The 14,418-nt window shown below is 70.9% G+C and carries 17 protein-coding genes and 2 tRNA genes; 5 read left to right on the top strand and 14 right to left on the bottom strand.

The window, feature by feature from the left end; translation table 11 throughout:
• Positions 1–49 precede the first annotated feature (49 nt).
• From AC3CH1_RS14180 to AC3CH1_RS14155, 6 genes are all read right to left on the bottom strand, one after another.
• Positions 50–781 (bottom strand): class E sortase, encoded by a 732-nt coding sequence (locus AC3CH1_RS14180; protein ID WP_488463217.1) that lies wholly within the window; start codon positions 779–781, stop codon positions 50–52.
• Between the two features lie 25 nt (positions 782–806).
• Positions 807–2,252, bottom strand: coding sequence for a class E sortase (locus AC3CH1_RS14175; protein ID WP_488463216.1), 1,446 nt, complete (start codon positions 2,250–2,252; stop codon positions 807–809).
• The gene (locus tag AC3CH1_RS14170; RefSeq protein ID WP_018957297.1) at positions 2,249–2,887 is read right to left on the bottom strand and encodes an aminodeoxychorismate/anthranilate synthase component II; all 639 of its coding nucleotides are present in this window, start codon (positions 2,885–2,887) and stop codon (positions 2,249–2,251) included. Before AC3CH1_RS14170 ends, AC3CH1_RS14175 begins: the two co-directional genes overlap by 4 nt.
• Positions 2,884–3,072, bottom strand: a complete 189-nt coding sequence (locus tag AC3CH1_RS14165) for a hypothetical protein (RefSeq protein ID WP_003967905.1) — start codon at positions 3,070–3,072, stop codon at positions 2,884–2,886. The genes AC3CH1_RS14170 and AC3CH1_RS14165 overlap by 4 nt, the downstream gene beginning before the upstream one ends.
• A 119-nt stretch (positions 3,073–3,191) precedes the next feature.
• On the bottom strand, positions 3,192–3,401 hold the full coding sequence (locus AC3CH1_RS14160) for a hypothetical protein (protein ID WP_488463215.1): 210 nt from the start codon (positions 3,399–3,401) through the stop codon (positions 3,192–3,194).
• 79 nt (positions 3,402–3,480) lie between these two features.
• Positions 3,481–4,248, bottom strand: coding sequence for a DUF881 domain-containing protein (locus tag AC3CH1_RS14155; protein WP_488463214.1), 768 nt, complete (start codon positions 4,246–4,248; stop codon positions 3,481–3,483).
• Positions 4,249–4,389: 141 nt separating this feature from the next.
• On the opposite strand from AC3CH1_RS14155, the gene crgA reads away from it, so the two are divergent.
• Positions 4,390–4,644 carry a cell division protein CrgA gene (gene crgA, locus AC3CH1_RS14150; protein ID WP_488463213.1) on the top strand — a complete coding sequence of 85 codons (255 nt, stop codon included), beginning with the start codon at positions 4,390–4,392 and terminating at the stop codon, positions 4,642–4,644.
• Between the two features lie 312 nt (positions 4,645–4,956).
• Here the strand turns inward: crgA and AC3CH1_RS14145 are convergent, their stop codons facing one another.
• Together AC3CH1_RS14145 and AC3CH1_RS14140 are read right to left on the bottom strand one after the other, a co-directional pair.
• Positions 4,957–5,853, bottom strand: coding sequence for a rhomboid family intramembrane serine protease (locus tag AC3CH1_RS14145; RefSeq protein WP_488463212.1), 897 nt, complete (start codon positions 5,851–5,853; stop codon positions 4,957–4,959).
• 153 nt (positions 5,854–6,006) lie between these two features.
• Positions 6,007–6,534 carry a peptidylprolyl isomerase gene (locus tag AC3CH1_RS14140; protein ID WP_488463211.1) on the bottom strand — a complete coding sequence of 176 codons (528 nt, stop codon included), beginning with the start codon at positions 6,532–6,534 and terminating at the stop codon, positions 6,007–6,009.
• Positions 6,535–6,815: 281 nt separating this feature from the next.
• On the opposite strand from AC3CH1_RS14140, the gene AC3CH1_RS14135 reads away from it, so the two are divergent.
• Complete coding sequence (locus tag AC3CH1_RS14135; RefSeq protein ID WP_488463210.1) at positions 6,816–7,535, top strand: DUF5324 family protein; 720 nt, start codon at positions 6,816–6,818, stop codon at positions 7,533–7,535.
• 142 nt (positions 7,536–7,677) lie between these two features.
• Here the strand turns inward: AC3CH1_RS14135 and AC3CH1_RS14130 are convergent, their stop codons facing one another.
• Positions 7,678–8,262, bottom strand: coding sequence for a TerD family protein (locus tag AC3CH1_RS14130; protein WP_018957304.1), 585 nt, complete (start codon positions 8,260–8,262; stop codon positions 7,678–7,680).
• A 231-nt stretch (positions 8,263–8,493) separates the two neighbouring features.
• Positions 8,494–8,566, bottom strand: a tRNA-Ala gene (locus tag AC3CH1_RS14125).
• A 179-nt stretch (positions 8,567–8,745) separates the two neighbouring features.
• Here AC3CH1_RS14125 and AC3CH1_RS14120 point away from each other — a divergent pair.
• Positions 8,746–9,294: a helix-turn-helix domain-containing protein gene (locus AC3CH1_RS14120; RefSeq protein WP_488463209.1), complete on the top strand. Its 549-nt coding sequence runs from the start codon at positions 8,746–8,748 to the stop codon at positions 9,292–9,294.
• A 138-nt stretch (positions 9,295–9,432) separates the two neighbouring features.
• A complete protein-coding gene (locus tag AC3CH1_RS14115) occupies positions 9,433–10,827 on the top strand; it encodes a serine/threonine-protein kinase (RefSeq protein ID WP_488463208.1) in 1,395 nt (464 codons plus the stop codon).
• A 20-nt stretch (positions 10,828–10,847) separates the two neighbouring features.
• Here the strand turns inward: AC3CH1_RS14115 and AC3CH1_RS14110 are convergent, their stop codons facing one another.
• Both AC3CH1_RS14110 and AC3CH1_RS14105 read right to left on the bottom strand, forming a co-directional pair.
• On the bottom strand, positions 10,848–12,182 hold the full coding sequence (locus tag AC3CH1_RS14110; protein WP_488463207.1) for a hypothetical protein: 1,335 nt from the start codon (positions 12,180–12,182) through the stop codon (positions 10,848–10,850).
• A 323-nt stretch (positions 12,183–12,505) separates the two neighbouring features.
• Positions 12,506–12,640: a DLW-39 family protein gene (locus AC3CH1_RS14105; RefSeq protein WP_003958712.1), complete on the bottom strand. Its 135-nt coding sequence runs from the start codon at positions 12,638–12,640 to the stop codon at positions 12,506–12,508.
• Between the two features lie 291 nt (positions 12,641–12,931).
• On the opposite strand from AC3CH1_RS14105, the gene AC3CH1_RS14100 reads away from it, so the two are divergent.
• Positions 12,932–13,309: a DUF6344 domain-containing protein gene (locus tag AC3CH1_RS14100; protein ID WP_488463206.1), complete on the top strand. Its 378-nt coding sequence runs from the start codon at positions 12,932–12,934 to the stop codon at positions 13,307–13,309.
• Between the two features lie 310 nt (positions 13,310–13,619).
• Here AC3CH1_RS14100 and AC3CH1_RS14095 read toward each other — a convergent pair.
• Together AC3CH1_RS14095 and AC3CH1_RS14090 are read right to left on the bottom strand one after the other, a co-directional pair.
• Positions 13,620–13,693 (bottom strand) — tRNA-Ile (locus tag AC3CH1_RS14095).
• 71 nt (positions 13,694–13,764) lie between these two features.
• Entirely contained in the window at positions 13,765–14,355 is a 591-nt protein-coding gene (locus tag AC3CH1_RS14090; protein ID WP_488463205.1) for a DUF3566 domain-containing protein, read from the bottom strand.
• Between the last annotated feature and the right edge of the window lie 63 nt (positions 14,356–14,418).

Below are 14,418 nucleotides of genomic sequence, written 5' to 3'. Positions count from 1 at the left end.
CGGGGCCCTTCCCGTGCCACCCGGGCGCGAGCGGCTGTTCCTCGGCGGCTCAGCGCAGCTCGACCGGCTTCGTGCGGTCCTTGTCGACCTTCTCCGTACGCTCCAGCTCGCCCCACACGATGTACCGGTACTTCGAGGTGTAGACCGGGGTGCAGGTCGTCAACGTGATGTAGCGGCCGGGTTCCTCGACGCCCGACTCCTCCGGGACCGGCTGGATCACGTCGACGTTGAACTTCGACGTCTCGGGGAGCGTCTTGTAGACCTTGTAGACGTACCAGGTGTCCTTGGTCTCGAAGACGACCGGATCGCCGTTCTTCATCTTGTGGATGTTGTGGAACTTCGCGCCGTGCCCGTCGCGGTGCGCGGCCAGCGTGAAGTTGCCCTCGTCGTCCCAGGGGAGGCCCGACTCGACCGGGTCCGTGTAGTAGCCCGCGATGCCGTTGTTCAGGGTCTCGGGGTCGGTGCCCTTCTTGACCAGGATCTCGCCGTTCTTCATGGCGGGCACGTGCAGGAAGCCGATGCCGTCCTTGGTGTCCAGGGCGCCGGGTCCGTCCGCCCATCTGCTGCGGACCGTGTCGCCCTGTCTGTCGGCCTCGCGGTCGGCGAGCACGTTGGTCCACCACAGGGAGTACGCGACGAACAGCGCGAGCACCAGGCCCGCGGTGATCAGCAGTTCGCCGAAGACGCTGACGGCCGTCGCGACGGGGTGACGGCCTCGGGGGCGCGGGGGCGGAACCGTGGGCGTGTCGGCCCGCTCGTCGTGCTCGGTCCTCGCTGCCACCGCACCGTCCCTGTCGTGAGGATGTTCAGCCGACGAGCGCGTCGGGCTTCCCCTGGCTGCGCGGCCGTTCGTCGACCATCTTGCCCCAGACGATCAGCCGGTAGGTACTCGTGAATTCCGGGGTGCAGGTCGTCATCGTGAGGTACCGGCCCGGGCCCTGGAACCCGGAACCCACCGGTACCGGCTCGATCACCGAGATGTTGGACGGCGCGGTCTGCGGGAGGATGCTGGCCATCTCGTACGTGTAGTAAGCGTCCTGCGTCTCGACCACGATCGGGTCGCCGGGTTCGAGCTTGTTGATGTAGCGGAACGGCTCGCCATGGGTGTTGCGATGGCCGGCCACGGAGAAGTTGCCCTGCTTGTCGGAGGGCATCGCGGTCTTGAGCCTGCCTTCGCCGTAATGGCCGAGCATCCCCCGGTCGAGCACCTTCTCCTTGTCGATGCCCTCGGCGATCGGGACGACGACGTCCAGCTTGGGGATGTGCATGATCGCGAAGCCCTGGCCGGGTGCGAACACCCCGGGCTTGCGGTCGCCCTTGGCCCACTCGTCCTGGATCCGGTTCGTCTCCTTGCCGGCGATCTGCTCGGCCCGGATGTTGGTCCACCAGAGCTGGTAGGTGACGAACAGCAGCATCAGGACGCCCAACGAGATGAACACCTCGCCGACCACCCGGCTGACGACGACCGCCGGGCTGTCCTTGGCCGCCTTCGCCGCGCGCCGGGCCTCGATCCGTGACATCGGGGCGGCCCTGACGGCCTGTTCGACGACCGGGTCCGGGCGACGACGACCGCGCCCCTTGGCAGCCCGCCGCCGCTCGGCCCGCCCACCGGAGGGAGGCGGGCCGGGGCGGGAGGCCGGCTCGGGCCCGGGATCGGGCTCGGCCGGAACGCGGCGGATGACTTCGGTGCGGGGCTCGGTGGGCCCTCCGACGACGGCGGCCATGACTTCGGTGCGCGGTTCGGCGGGGAGGTTCCGGTGCGGGGCCGGCTCCTCGGCCGGAGCCATGCGCGCGGACGGCTCCTGCGGCCCGTACCAGTCGCGTTCGTACCCGGCGGGGTCGTACCACTCGGTCGGGGCTCCCTGGGGCTGCTGAGGCCCTTGGTGAGGCGTGTAACCGGCCTCGTGCGACGCCGCCGCCGTCGGTAGGTGTCCGCGCACGGGATCCGGTACGTATCCGGGCACAGGATCCGGTACGTGCCCGGGCGCAGGCACCGACTCCGGCGTTCCGTGGCCCGGTGCGGACATCGAACCGGGGCCCGGCCCAGGGCCCGGCCCCGGGCCGCCCGTTCCCGGTCCGCCCGGGGTGTCGTCCGCCCGGAACCACGGCGAGCCGTGCCCGCCGGGCAGCGGATCGCCGAGCGGATCCGCGAGGCCGTCCACCGCCGCCACGAAAGCGCCGTCGGCCCCGTACGCCCCGTGCGCGTGAGGGCCCTCCGGTCCGGCCTCGTGCCCGGGGCGGCCTACGGTCACGCGGCGGCCTTGCCCACCACCGGCGCGAGCCCCGCCGACCGCGCGACGGCCCCCTGGTCCCCGCACTGCTCCAGCCAGTTGGCGAGCATCAGGTGGCCGTGTTCGGTGAGCACCGACTCGGGGTGGAACTGCACGCCCTCCACCGCCCGGTCGCGGTGGCGCAGCCCCATGATGATGCCGTCCGCCGTGCGGGCGGTGACCTCCAGCTCCGGGGGGAGCGCGCCGGGTTCGGCGGCGAGCGAGTGGTAGCGCGTCGCGGTGAAGGGGGACGGCAGTCCGGCGAAGACGCCCTTGCCCTCATGGGTCACGGGGGAGGTCTTGCCGTGCAGCAGCTCGGGGGCCCGGTCGACGACGCCGCCGTACGCGACCGCCATCGACTGCATCCCCAGGCAGACGCCGAAGACCGGGACGCCGGTGTCCGCGCAGTGGCGCACCATCTCGACGCAGACGCCGGCCTGCTCGGGCGTCCCCGGACCCGGGGAGAGCAGGACCCCGTCGAAGCCGTCCTGCGCGTGGGCGGGGGTCACCTCGTCGTTGCGCAGCACCTCGCACTCGGCGCCGAGCTGGTAGAGGTACTGGACGAGGTTGAAGACGAAGCTGTCGTAGTTGTCCACGACGAGGACGCGTGCGCTCACTGGTCTGCTCCTGCTCCACCGGCGCTCTCGCCGTCGACGGTCACATCACCGAACGGAAGCAACGGCTCCGCCCAGGGGAACACGTACTGGAACAGCGCGTAGACGACCGCCAGGACCAGCACGAGCGAGATGACACCCCGCACCCATGCGTTGCCCGGCAGATGCCGCCAGATCCAGCCGTACATGCTGACCCCTCCATTCGGTACCCGCACCAGACTAGAGGGCCGTGGCCGGGGAGGGGGTCAGCTGTGGAAAAGCGTGGACCAGCACGGTCAGCCGGAGAGCTCCGGCGGCCTTCCGCCGGTCACGGAGCTGGGCCCGGGTCCGGGGTCGAGTCCGGGTCCGGGGTCTTGGAGGGGCACGTCTCCGGGGAGGCGGGCGGCGGGGCCGGTGCCACGGGTTTCTGGGCCCACTGGCCTTGGAGGGTGTCGATCTCGCCCTCGGCCGCGTCGGCCGCCTTCACCCCTGTCCAGAACAGGAAGGAGACGACGAAGAGGGTGATCAGCGCGCCCACGGTGATGCGGAGTTCGCCAAAAGGTTCTGACGACGACGCGCACCGACACCGGACGGCCTCCCCGGGGATCGGCTCGGGCTCACTCCACAGGCTGTGCGTAGTGCAGATCCACTGTGCCCGAGTACCCGGGAAGAGTCACCGCGTCGTTCTCGTCGACTTTCCAGCCCAGCCCGTACGCCTTCACGTACAGCAGGTAGTTCTGGATCGCGGTGGAGTCGTTGAGCGCCTGCTTGAGCTTGCCCGGGTCGCCGACCGCGGTGACCTTGTACGGCGGGGAGTAGACGCGGCCCTGGAGGATGAGCGTGTTGCCCACGCAGCGGACGGCGCTGGTGGAGATCAGCCGCTGGTCCATCACCTGGATTCCCCGCGCCCCGCCCTCCCACAGCGCGTTCACCACGGCCTGCAGGTCCTGCTGGTGGATGACCAGGTCGTTGGGCTGGGGCTCGGGGTAGCCGGGATTGGCGGTGGCGTCGGGGGGCGCGTCGTCGAGCGTCACGCTGACCGAGTCGCCGCTGATCCTCGTGGTGCCGGCCGCCTTCTCCAGGGCCTTCAGCCGGGCGTCCTCGGCCTTGGTGGAGCCGTCGTCGCGCTGGGCGAGGGCGTCGACGTCCGCGCGGGCGCCGGCGACCGCGTCGTTCAGCTTCCCGTTGTTCTCGCTGCGCTCCCTGATCAGGTCGGAGAGCTTGAGCAGCGAGGAGTCGCTGCGCAGATTGGTGCCCTTGGCGGTGTTGGCGCTGGTGACGAAGATGAGTCCGGCCAGGGCGAAAACCGCAGCGGTGAGGCCCCGGACCGCCCACGCGGAGGTGCGCCGGGCCGGGCCTTCTGGGGAGTCGGCGGAATTGCTCAACGTACCCTTATCTCATCAGGCGCCAGAGAAGCACTACGCTAACGGACGCTCGGGGGAGGCAGCATTCCCCCTGGCACCCGCCCCCGGCGCCCGCCACAGATCCCTGCGCGGTCACGCAGCGCATCGACAGGAGAGTCCCTCGTGCCGAAGTCACGTATCCGCAAGAAGGCCGACTTCACGCCGCCCGCGGCGAAGCAGGCAACGACCATCAAGCTGACCAACCGCAGTTGGGTCGCTCCGGTGATGCTGGCCCTGTTCCTCATCGGGCTGGCCTGGATCGTGGTGTTCTACGTGACCGAAGGCGATCTTCCGGTCGACGCCCTGGGCAACTGGAACATCGTGGTCGGCTTCGGCTTCATCGCCGGCGGTTTCGCCGTGTCGACGCAGTGGAAGTGACGGACCGCCTCCGCGCGCAAGCCCTGCCCTGAGTTACCCACAGAGTTATCCACAGTCGGGGGAAAAGGTCAGACGATCTGTGGATAACTTCCGCTCATGTTGACGCCGGTGTGACCGCAGCCTCCCTCGTCGAGGGGGGCTGCACCCCGTTGTACAGAAGGAAAGACCCAGCTCAGCGACGAGGGGAACACATGTTCCTCTTGCCATGCACAAAATTCTGCGCACACTGTGGACAACTTGGGTCCGCCTGGGGGCGGAGTGCCCCTGTTCCGCTCGGAATCCGGCCCTTCCGGCTCATCCGGCCGATCCGGCTCAGGTGAGGGACATCGTGCGGGCGACGACGATCCCGACGGACGCCAGCAGGACGAGCGCACACACACCGGCCTGCACCGCCGTGCGCCGCTCGCGCGGGGCGTGGACCATGCCGATGGCGATGACGACGCCCGCGATGAGACCGCCGACGTGCGCCTCCCAGGCGATGCCGCCCCAGGTGAAGGTGAACACCATGTTGATCGCCAGCAGCACCAGCACCGGCCGCATGTCGTAGTTCATCCGGCGCATCAGGACGGCGGTGGCGCCGAACAGACCGTAGACCGCGCCGGACGCCCCGAGCGAACCCTGATTGGGCGCGGCGATCAGGTAGGTGAGGGCGCTGCCCGCGAGGCCGGACAGCAGGTAGAGGGCGAGATAGCGGGAGCGGCCGAGCGCGGCCTCCAACTGTCCGCCGAGCCACCACAGCCCCAGCATGTTGAACCCGATGTGCACCACTTCCTGGTGCAGGAACATCGACGTCACCAGGCGGTACCACTGGCCCTCGGCGACGCCCTCGACGGATCCCGGCGGCGGGCTCGGGTCCCACGCCAGCCCGAGCAGCGTCAGCTCGCCCACCAGCGCGGGCCGGAGGGAGACCAGGAGGAAGACGGCCAGATTGACGCCGAGCAGGATCTTGGTGACCAGGCGCGGGTCGGCGGCCACCGAGCCGCCCGCCAGCGTCCGCGGCCGACCGGCCGCCGGGTGGTGCCCGGTGCCCGAGCCCTCGCGTACGCAGTCGGGGCACTGGAAGCCGACCGAGGCGCTGACCATGCACTCGGGGCAGATGGGCCGCTCGCAGCGCGTACAGCTGATGCCGGTCCCGCGGTCGGGGTGGCGGTAGCAGGTCGGCGCCCCGCTTTCCGCGGCGGCACGATCCCCCGGCGGCTGCTGGTCCATCGGTCCTGGCCTGCCTCTCGGTCCTCGACGCTCGGCGGCGCGAACAGGGCCGCCCCGCTGGTCCGCTATGTATCAGTACGGACGGGCGGGGCGGTTGGTTCCCGCGAGGGGTGTCCGTCGTTCCCGCGAGGCGTGTCCGGCGGGAAGCGGACGTCAGCGGGTCTCGACGACCACGGACTCGATCACCACGTCCTCCAGCGGACGGTCGGTACGCGGATTGGTCGGGGTGGCCGCGATGGCGTCGACGACCTTGCGACCGGCCTCGCCGGACACCTCGCCGAAGATGGTGTGCTTGCCGGTCAGCCACGCGGTGGGGGACACGGTCAGGAAGAACTGCGAGCCGTTCGTCCCCGGGCCCGCGTTCGCCATGGCCAGCAGGTAGGGCTGGGTGAAGCCCAGCTCCGGGTGGAACTCGTCGGCGAACTTGTAGCCGGGGCCGCCGGTGCCGTTGCCCAGCGGGTCGCCGCCCTGGATCATGAAACCGCTGATGACGCGGTGGAAGACGGTGCCGTCGTACAGCCGGTCCGTGGATTTCTCCCCGGTCTCCGGGTTGACCCACTCGCGCTGCCCGGTGGCCAGCTCGACGAAGTTCCGGACCGTCTTGGGGGCGTGGTTCGGCAGGAGCCGAATCTCGATGTCGCCCCGATTGGTCCTCAAGGTGGCGTAAAGCTGCTCGGCCACGGTCTGCCTTCCTTCGTCCTTCACCTGACGTCACATCCATCGCTGACGTCCGGCGATCCTCCCACGGACCGGGAAACGTGCGGCCGGATGCCGGGTGAAACGGCGCGTTCGGCCGCGAACCGTGGCATTGTCGTCGGCACACTTCACATGAACCGTTTTGACCTCAAAGGGCGACCATGACCCGGATGCCCGTCCCGCATGCCGGGCATGGACCAAACAGGCATGATTTTGAATTGGGCGGACAGGCGGAGTACCTACCCGCCACCAAGGAGGAGGATCTCGTGACCCGCATCGACAGCGTGCGCGCCGCAACCGACTCGGCTAAGGACAGCGCGCAGCACGCCGCGGAAGTGGTGGCGCCTTACGCCGACACAGCCAAGAAGCAGGCGGTCCACTACGCGCACGAGGCTCGTACGCAACTCGCGCCGAAGGTGACGAAGGCCGCCAAGCAGGCTCGTGTCCAGTACGCGTCCCACCTCGCACCTCGCCTCGAACAGGCCCGTACGCACGTGCCGCCCAGGGTCGACGAGGCCGCGCACCGCGCCGCGGCCTCCACCCGCCGGGCCGCACGGAGCGCCGCAGACTACACCGCCCCCCGCGTCGAGCACGCCCGGTCGGTGGCCCTGCCCGTCGCCGAGCAGGCTTCCGCCCGCAGCGCGGCCGCCCTCGCGGCGCTGCGCTCCCAGGTGACGGCCAAGGAGATCCAGAAGCTGGCCAGGAAGCACCAGCGGCGGGCCAAGGCGGGCCGGGCCGCGAAGGGGTTCCTGGTGCTGGGCGCCCTGGCCGGGGGCGCCTACGCCGCCTGGCGCTGGTGGGACAAGCAGGCCAACCCGGACTGGCTGGTCGAGCCGCCCGTCGCCACCGAGGTGGGCGACGAGCGTTCGCCGCTCAGCTCGGTCGACGGCAGCGACCGAGCCGACCTCGACCCGGAGGTCAAGGCCAAGCAGGCCGAAGCCGAGTCGGGCGAGGGGGACACCCCCGGCCTCGACGACAGGCCCTGACCCGGGGCGCCCCCGGGCCCGCCCCCTGAGAGAACGGACGCGGCTGCGGCCGACCGCCCTGGCGGTCGGCCGCAGCCGCTCTTCCGTTCGCGCCCCCGCCCCGCTCCGCCGCACGACGGCGGCGGGGCCCCGCTACCGGCGACTACCGGCTCACGGCGAAGCGCATCAGGGCCTGCTCGTCGCCCTGCTTGATCTTCCCGGTCTCGTTGATCACCTGGAGCTTCCAGCCGGCGCCCTCGCGGATCGCCTTGGCCACGGCGACGCCGTTGTCCTGGGTGAGCATGCTCGGCCAGATGTCGGCGACCTGCTGCGTGCTACCGCCCGTCGCGTCGTACACCTTGAAGCTGATGTTGCGCGCGTTGCTGAACGCGCTGCGCTTCTTGTACGCGGCGGCGATGAAGACGATCGCCGTGATGTTCGAAGGAATCTTGGCGAACTCGACGGTCACCGTCTCGTCGTCACCGTCACCGTGCCCGCTCTGGTTGTCCCCGCTGTGCACCAGCGAGCCGTTGCCCAGCGGGTCCAGCGAGTCCAGACCCGCCAGCCGCACCGGGTCCCCGCCCTGCAGAGCGATGGCGATCAGGTCGAGGTCCGTGCCGGCCTTCTGCCGGAGCTTCCCCATCAGGCCGCCGCTGCTCCCGACGGTGGGGTCCCAGGACGCCCCGATGGACAGATGGGTCACCCCACCCAGGTCGGCCGGGCCGTCTTCCTTCGTCAACGTGATCATGCCTGAGTCCTTTTGTGGCTCGACTGTTTACGTATGAAGTGTGCCTGGTACCTCCGGCACTCGGCCCCCGCAGGAAGCGCGCCGGTTCCGGATCGTACGAGATCGGCGTCCGGGCAGGAGCCTGGGCGCTCGGCGGTGCGCCGACGCGGGAGCAGGACCAGGGAGACGGACGAGGGAGACGAGAAAGACCCCTCTGAACCGCGTTACCGCAGTTCAGAGGGGTCAGGGATGTGGAGCCTAGGAGATTCGAACTCCTGACATCTGCCTTGCAAAGGCAGCGCTCTACCAACTGAGCTAAGGCCCCGGGCCACAACGAACGAGGGCAACGCCCAGCACGTCCGTGCCAGGGCTACCGTCGCAGAGCCAGAGTACCGGGTGACCCCCGTAATCCTGCAAAAGGATAGGGACTCCCCGTGGACGACCACGCTCCGTAAGATGCTCGCAAGGTTCGCAGCAGCGAAGCCGCAGCGATGGGGAGACGCCATGGACGCAGCGCAACAAGAGGCGACGGCAAGAGCCAGAGAGCTTCAACGCAGTTGGTACGGGGAGCCGTTGGGGGCGCTCTTCCGTCGGCTGATCGATGACCTCGGCCTGAACCAGGCCCGGCTGGCCGCTGTTCTCGGGCTCTCCGCCCCGATGCTCTCCCAACTGATGAGCGGCCAGCGGGCCAAGATCGGGAATCCCGCGGTGGTCCAGCGCGTCCAGGCCCTCCAGGAGCTGGCGAGCCAGGTGGCCGACGGCAGCGTCAGCGCGGGCGAGGCCACCGACCGCATGGGGGAGATCAAGAAGTCACAGGGTGGGTCGGTCCTGACCGCCACCGGCCAGACCACCTCCACCGGCGGCGCTCCCACCGTCCGCCGTGTGGTGCGCGAGATCCAGTCCCTGCTGCGGTCGGTCGCGGCGGCCGGCGACATCATCGATGCCGCGGACGCCCTCGCCCCGACCCACCCGGAGCTGGCAGAGTTCCTCAAGGTGTACGGAGCGGGACGCACCGCGGACGCGGTCGCCCACTACGAGGGGCACCAGAGCTAGCGGCTCCGGACCACGACGGACGGCGGAGCCAGGGCACGCGCACACCGTGCGGCGCCCTGGTGCCGACAGGGCACGGAGCCGGACACGGGCCGCGGCAGACGCCGCGGCACCACGGGAACGGGGAGCGGGCGCAGCACAATGGGTGAGGTCTTCGCTGGTCGGTACGAGCTGATCGATCCGATCGGACGGGGCGGGGTCGGCGCCGTCTGGCGCGCCTGGGACCACCGCCGCCGCAGGTACGTCGCGGCCAAGGTGCTCCAGCAGAGCGACGCGCACACGCTGCTGCGCTTCGTCCGCGAACAGGCCCTGCGCATCGAGCACCCACACGTGCTGGCCCCGGCCAGCTGGGCCGCCGACGACGACAAGGTCCTGTTCACCATGGACCTGGTGAGCGGCGGCTCGCTCGCCCATGTCATCGGCGACTACGGCCCGTTGCCCCCGCGCTTCGTCTGCCTGCTGCTGGACCAGCTGCTCTCCGGACTCTCCACGGTGCACGCCGAAGGGGTGGTGCACCGCGACATCAAGCCCGCCAACATCCTGATGGAGGCGACCGGAACGGGCCGCCCGCATCTGCGCCTCTCCGACTTCGGCATCTCGATGCGCAAGGGCGAGCCCCGGCTGACCGAGACCAACTACGTGGTCGGCACGCCCGGTTACTTCGCCCCCGAGCAGATGATGGGCGCCGAGCCCGACTTCCCCGCGGACCTCTTCGCGGTCGGCCTGGTCGCGCTCTACCTCCTCCGGGGCCAGAAGCCCGACTCTAAGGCGCTGGTGGAGCACATCGCCGCGCACGGCACCCCGAGCGCCCCGAGCGGCATTCCCGAACCGCTGTGGCAGGTTCTCGCCGGGCTGCTCCAGCCGGACCCGCACGCCCGGTTCCGGACGGCGACGGGCGCCCGAAAGGCCCTGACCGCCGCGGTCGAGATGCTTCCCGAACCCGGCTCGGACGACGAGCCGGTGGAGGTGTTCGACCAGATCGGTCCGCTGCCGGCGGGCTTCGGCCCGGACGGGCCCGTGACCGCCCCTCAACAGCCCGAGAAGCCCGCGCCCGCCCCTGCGGCCTCTTCGGTGCGGCCGGCCGTTCCGAAGCCCGGACCGGGGGCCTACGCACCGCCCCCCGCGTCGATGTCCGAGACGGGCAGCTTCCACCTCGCACCCCCGCCCGAAGCCGCACTCCCGCCCGCAGCCTCGCCCGCAGCCTCGCCCGCACAGCAACAGCCTTACGCCCAGTCGGGGTTCCAGCAACCGCCGCCCGCACCGTTCACGCCGGACGCGCCACCCCCGTACGCCGTCGGCGCGCCGGACCTCTCCCAGGCGCCGACCTCCGGCGTACCGCACGATCCCGTCGCCACCCGCGCCTACACCGGCCGGCAGCGGCAACCACCGGTGCCGGCCCCGCCCGTGCAGCACGCCGCGCCCCACGCGCCCGTACGGGGAACGCTTCCGGGGCCGCCCCCGAAGGTCGCGGCCGGGGTGCTGGTGGCAGCGCTGATCTGCTTCGCGGTCGGCATCTGGGCCCTGACCCAGATCTGACGGCCCCGCCACCGGGCCGGCTACCAGCCCTGCGGCGGCTGGTGCCACCCGGCGACCGGCGTACCCGCCGCCGGGGCCCCCGCGGCGCGGCGGCGGGCCAGCAGCGTCCAGCCGCCCAGCCCGAGCAGCAGCACGGACCCCGTGCCGATCCCGGCCGCGGCGACCACCGTCATCGGGCCGCTCCGCGCGGCCTCCCGGGCGTTCTTCCCCTTACGGGCCACATCCCGGTCCTGGTCGGTGACGCCGAAGACCCCGGTGTCCCCCTCGTACGGGGACGTCTCGGCCCTGTTCTTCACCTGGACCGCCAGCTCGAACGGGATCGGCTCGGCGCCGTAGGACTCCTTGAGCTTCGGGCTGAGGGAGACCGACAGGTAGTACCAGCCCGCGAAGCGCATGGCGCTGACCTGGGCCGAGGGGGCGAACCGGTTGCGGTAGGCCACCGGTGGCAGCGGCCTCAGGGACGCGGAGGCGGGCCCTCCGGAGTACGAGAGCGTGGCCTCGGAGACATGGCCCTGGGCGGGGTTGTCCAGCGACAGGGTGAGCGCGTTGCCCACGAACTCCTTGGTGGCGCCCGTGCTGTTGGAGAGCCCCGCGGTGGCGTGGAGCTGCTGGCCCCAGTCGACCGGCACCCGGTAGAAGCGGGTCTGCCCCGGGGCGACCGTGTCCTGCCAGCGGCCGTTCTCCAGACCGGTGGCCTCGGAGTACCCGGCCCCGCCGGACCGCTTCTGCTGCTTCCCGGTCAGCGGCTTCGCCGAGGCCGAGGGCCAGCTTTCGGGCCCGTCGGTCGGCATGGCCGTCCCGTTCCTCAAGCGCGGCTCCTGGAGGAAGCGCAACTCCAGGTCCCAGGCGTCGGAGTTGGCCGTATCCTTGCTCTCGCGCTCGACGAGGACGTCGTACTGGCCGCTCTCCTGGCAGCTGGAGCTGCCCTCCTTGATGGTCCGGGAGACGTACGCGGCGATGGGGCGCGCGTACGCGCCCGCGCCGAAGTTCGCCCGCTCCGAACCGCACCGGGTGTCGTCGGTCTCCCGGAGACTGACGTTGATGCCGTCGCCGTAGGCGACCGCGCCGCTGTCGCCGGGCACCGCGACCGCCGAGACGTAGGCGGCGGAGGCGTCGTCCAGCGTGACCCGGTAGTAGAGCTTCTCGCCCGGCTTGATCGTGCTGCGGTACGGGACGCCCTCGTCCAGCGTGGACGCCTCGACGTTGGTCGCCGCGCCCTGCACGTTCTTCGCGTCGGGGTCGAACGCGTAGACCCCGGGGCCGGCCGCGTGCGCCTGCCCCGGCAGGGCCGCCGCCGCGCACATCGCCGCGAGTGTCGCGGCCACGACCCGGCCCCTGTTGCGCTGCCTCTTCACGCGCTTCCCCTCGTCGTCCTCACGCGCCGGTGCCGTCGACCGCCCGGCCGCGATGCCGGTCCATCCTGCCCCGCCCGGACCGCCGGTGTCTCCGGTCACAGCCGTATTGCCCCTCTTGTCCGCGTTCCGGCCTTCGCCGACACCCAACCGGGGTTCACCAGAGCAATTTATGTATGTGCTCCAGTGAACTCAAGAGGCCGGAAGACCAAGGGGAGCGTTCGTCACGCGCGCACGACAAAGGGCCCGCACGCCGACGAGCGGGCCCCGAGCAGCACGAAGCCCCGGCCGCTCAGCGACCGGGGCCCGTAACAGACTGTGCCGTCTCACACACCCGAACCTGCGGGCACGGAGTCGGTCGCCTCCGTCCACAGATCCTGCTCGGCGCGATCCGCCTGGATCTGGCGGTACACGAGGAGCCCGCCGATGGCGGCCAGTGCGACCAGGAGAAGCTTCTTCACCGCGCGACCTCGTCTTTCCTTGGCGTATGGGCCTTCTGTCGCCGACTATACACACCGGCCGATACCGATCGGTTACCTGCCCGCGGGCCCCGGAGCCCCCCTCCACGGCGTCCGGAAAGACCTCCCGGCACCCTCTTCCGACCGTCCGCGAGGGCCCGTCCACTCCGGTTGCACCATACGAGTGGTGTTCATCGGAAGATCGGCGCAGAGCGGGCGTCGCTCCTCGAAACCACGGCCCGGATCCACATGATCGGAGAAGTCAGCAACCGGACCGTACGAAAGCGAGGGGCCATGAGCACCTTCCAGCCCAAGAACCTCTGGACCGCCTTCATCACCGCGTTCTTCGCCCTCCTGGCTTCGCTGGGCCTCGCCACCGCCACGGCGGGCACCGCGAACGCCACGAACGCCGCGGCGCAGCCGAGCACCACGACCCAGGAGCACACGGCGGCCACCGCGGCAACCCCGATCGCCCCCTCGGTCCGATGGACCCTTCCGCGTGACCGGGCCCTGCCGCCCACGATGAAACAGCGCATCCGAGCCGAGGCCCACGGCTCCTCCCCGGCCACCCGGCACCTGTCGCTCGACCCCGCGGAGGCCGCCCGCACGACCGGCCCGGCCGGCTCCCACCACGCAGCCCCGGAAGGCGACTCCCCGGCGCCACCCCCCTGATCCCGGCACCCACCGCACTCCGGGGCCCCTGGTCCGGTTCACACCGGCCGGGGGCCCTTTCCGTGTGTCCCGAGCCGGTCCTGCGCCCCGGCGACCTCCCACGGGCACCGGGCCGCGCCCCCCAGTCCGGGGGCCTTCCCCGGGCCAGGCCCCCAAGGACCCGCCCGTCCGCCCGGCCCAACTCGCCCACGCGAACCGGCCCCGGCCCCGGCCCCGGCCCCGGCCAGACACGACGTGGGCCAGCCTGGACCGACCCAGCCCCGTCAACGCGAAGACCCCCAGCCACTGGTGACTGGGGGTCTTCGTTCTGTGGGGCTAACAGGATTTGAACCTGTGGCCTCATCCTTATCAGGGATGCGCTCTAACCAACTGAGCTATAGCCCCGCCGCGCTGTCGCGCTGACTTCTGAAGATTAGCGCACGTCGGGGCCAGTCCCAAAATCGATACCCGGCGCGCTACTCGTCCTCGGCCAGCGTGAGCTCGACGCCGCCCACGAAGCCCGCCGACAGGTTGTAGATGAAGGCGCCCAGCGTCGCCAGAGCGGTGGCCAGCACCACGTCGATCACGGCGATGACCGAGGTGAAGATGAGCACGCGCGGCAGCGACAGGAACGACTGCAGATCGAAGCCGTTGCTCTCGTTCGAGCCGGTGGCCTCGCTGATCGTGCCGCCGACCGTCTCGAAGACGCCCATCGCGTCCATGACCATCCACAGCACCGCCGACGCCACCACCGTGCAGATGCCCAGCGCGATCGACAGCAGGAAGCTGACCTTCATCACCGACCACGGGTCGGCCTTGGCCACCCGCAGACGGGCCTTGCGGGTACGCGGAGTGGTCCGCGCCCCTGTGCGTGGCTTACGCGTCGCCTGAGCGCCGCCCACGCCCTGCTTGCCGCCCAGCGTGCCGCCGGCCGACTGGTCGGGCCCCTGGTACGCCTGGGGCGGGTGGTAAGGCCCCGACGGCCCCGGTGCGGGCTCACGCTCGCCGGGCAGGGGCCCGGTCGCGTAACCCTCGTACTGGGGCTGAGGCCCTCGTGTGTCCGTCACAGTGCCCCCTTGGGAGTCCGTGGCAGGGCCACGGGCACCGTTCGCTCCAGCTCCGGAAGCGGC

The organism is Streptomyces sp. MGP-P1, from assembly GCF_057766565.1.
The sequence above is the reverse complement of the archived record's forward strand: the minus strand, read 5'-3'. Positions and strand labels throughout refer to the sequence as shown.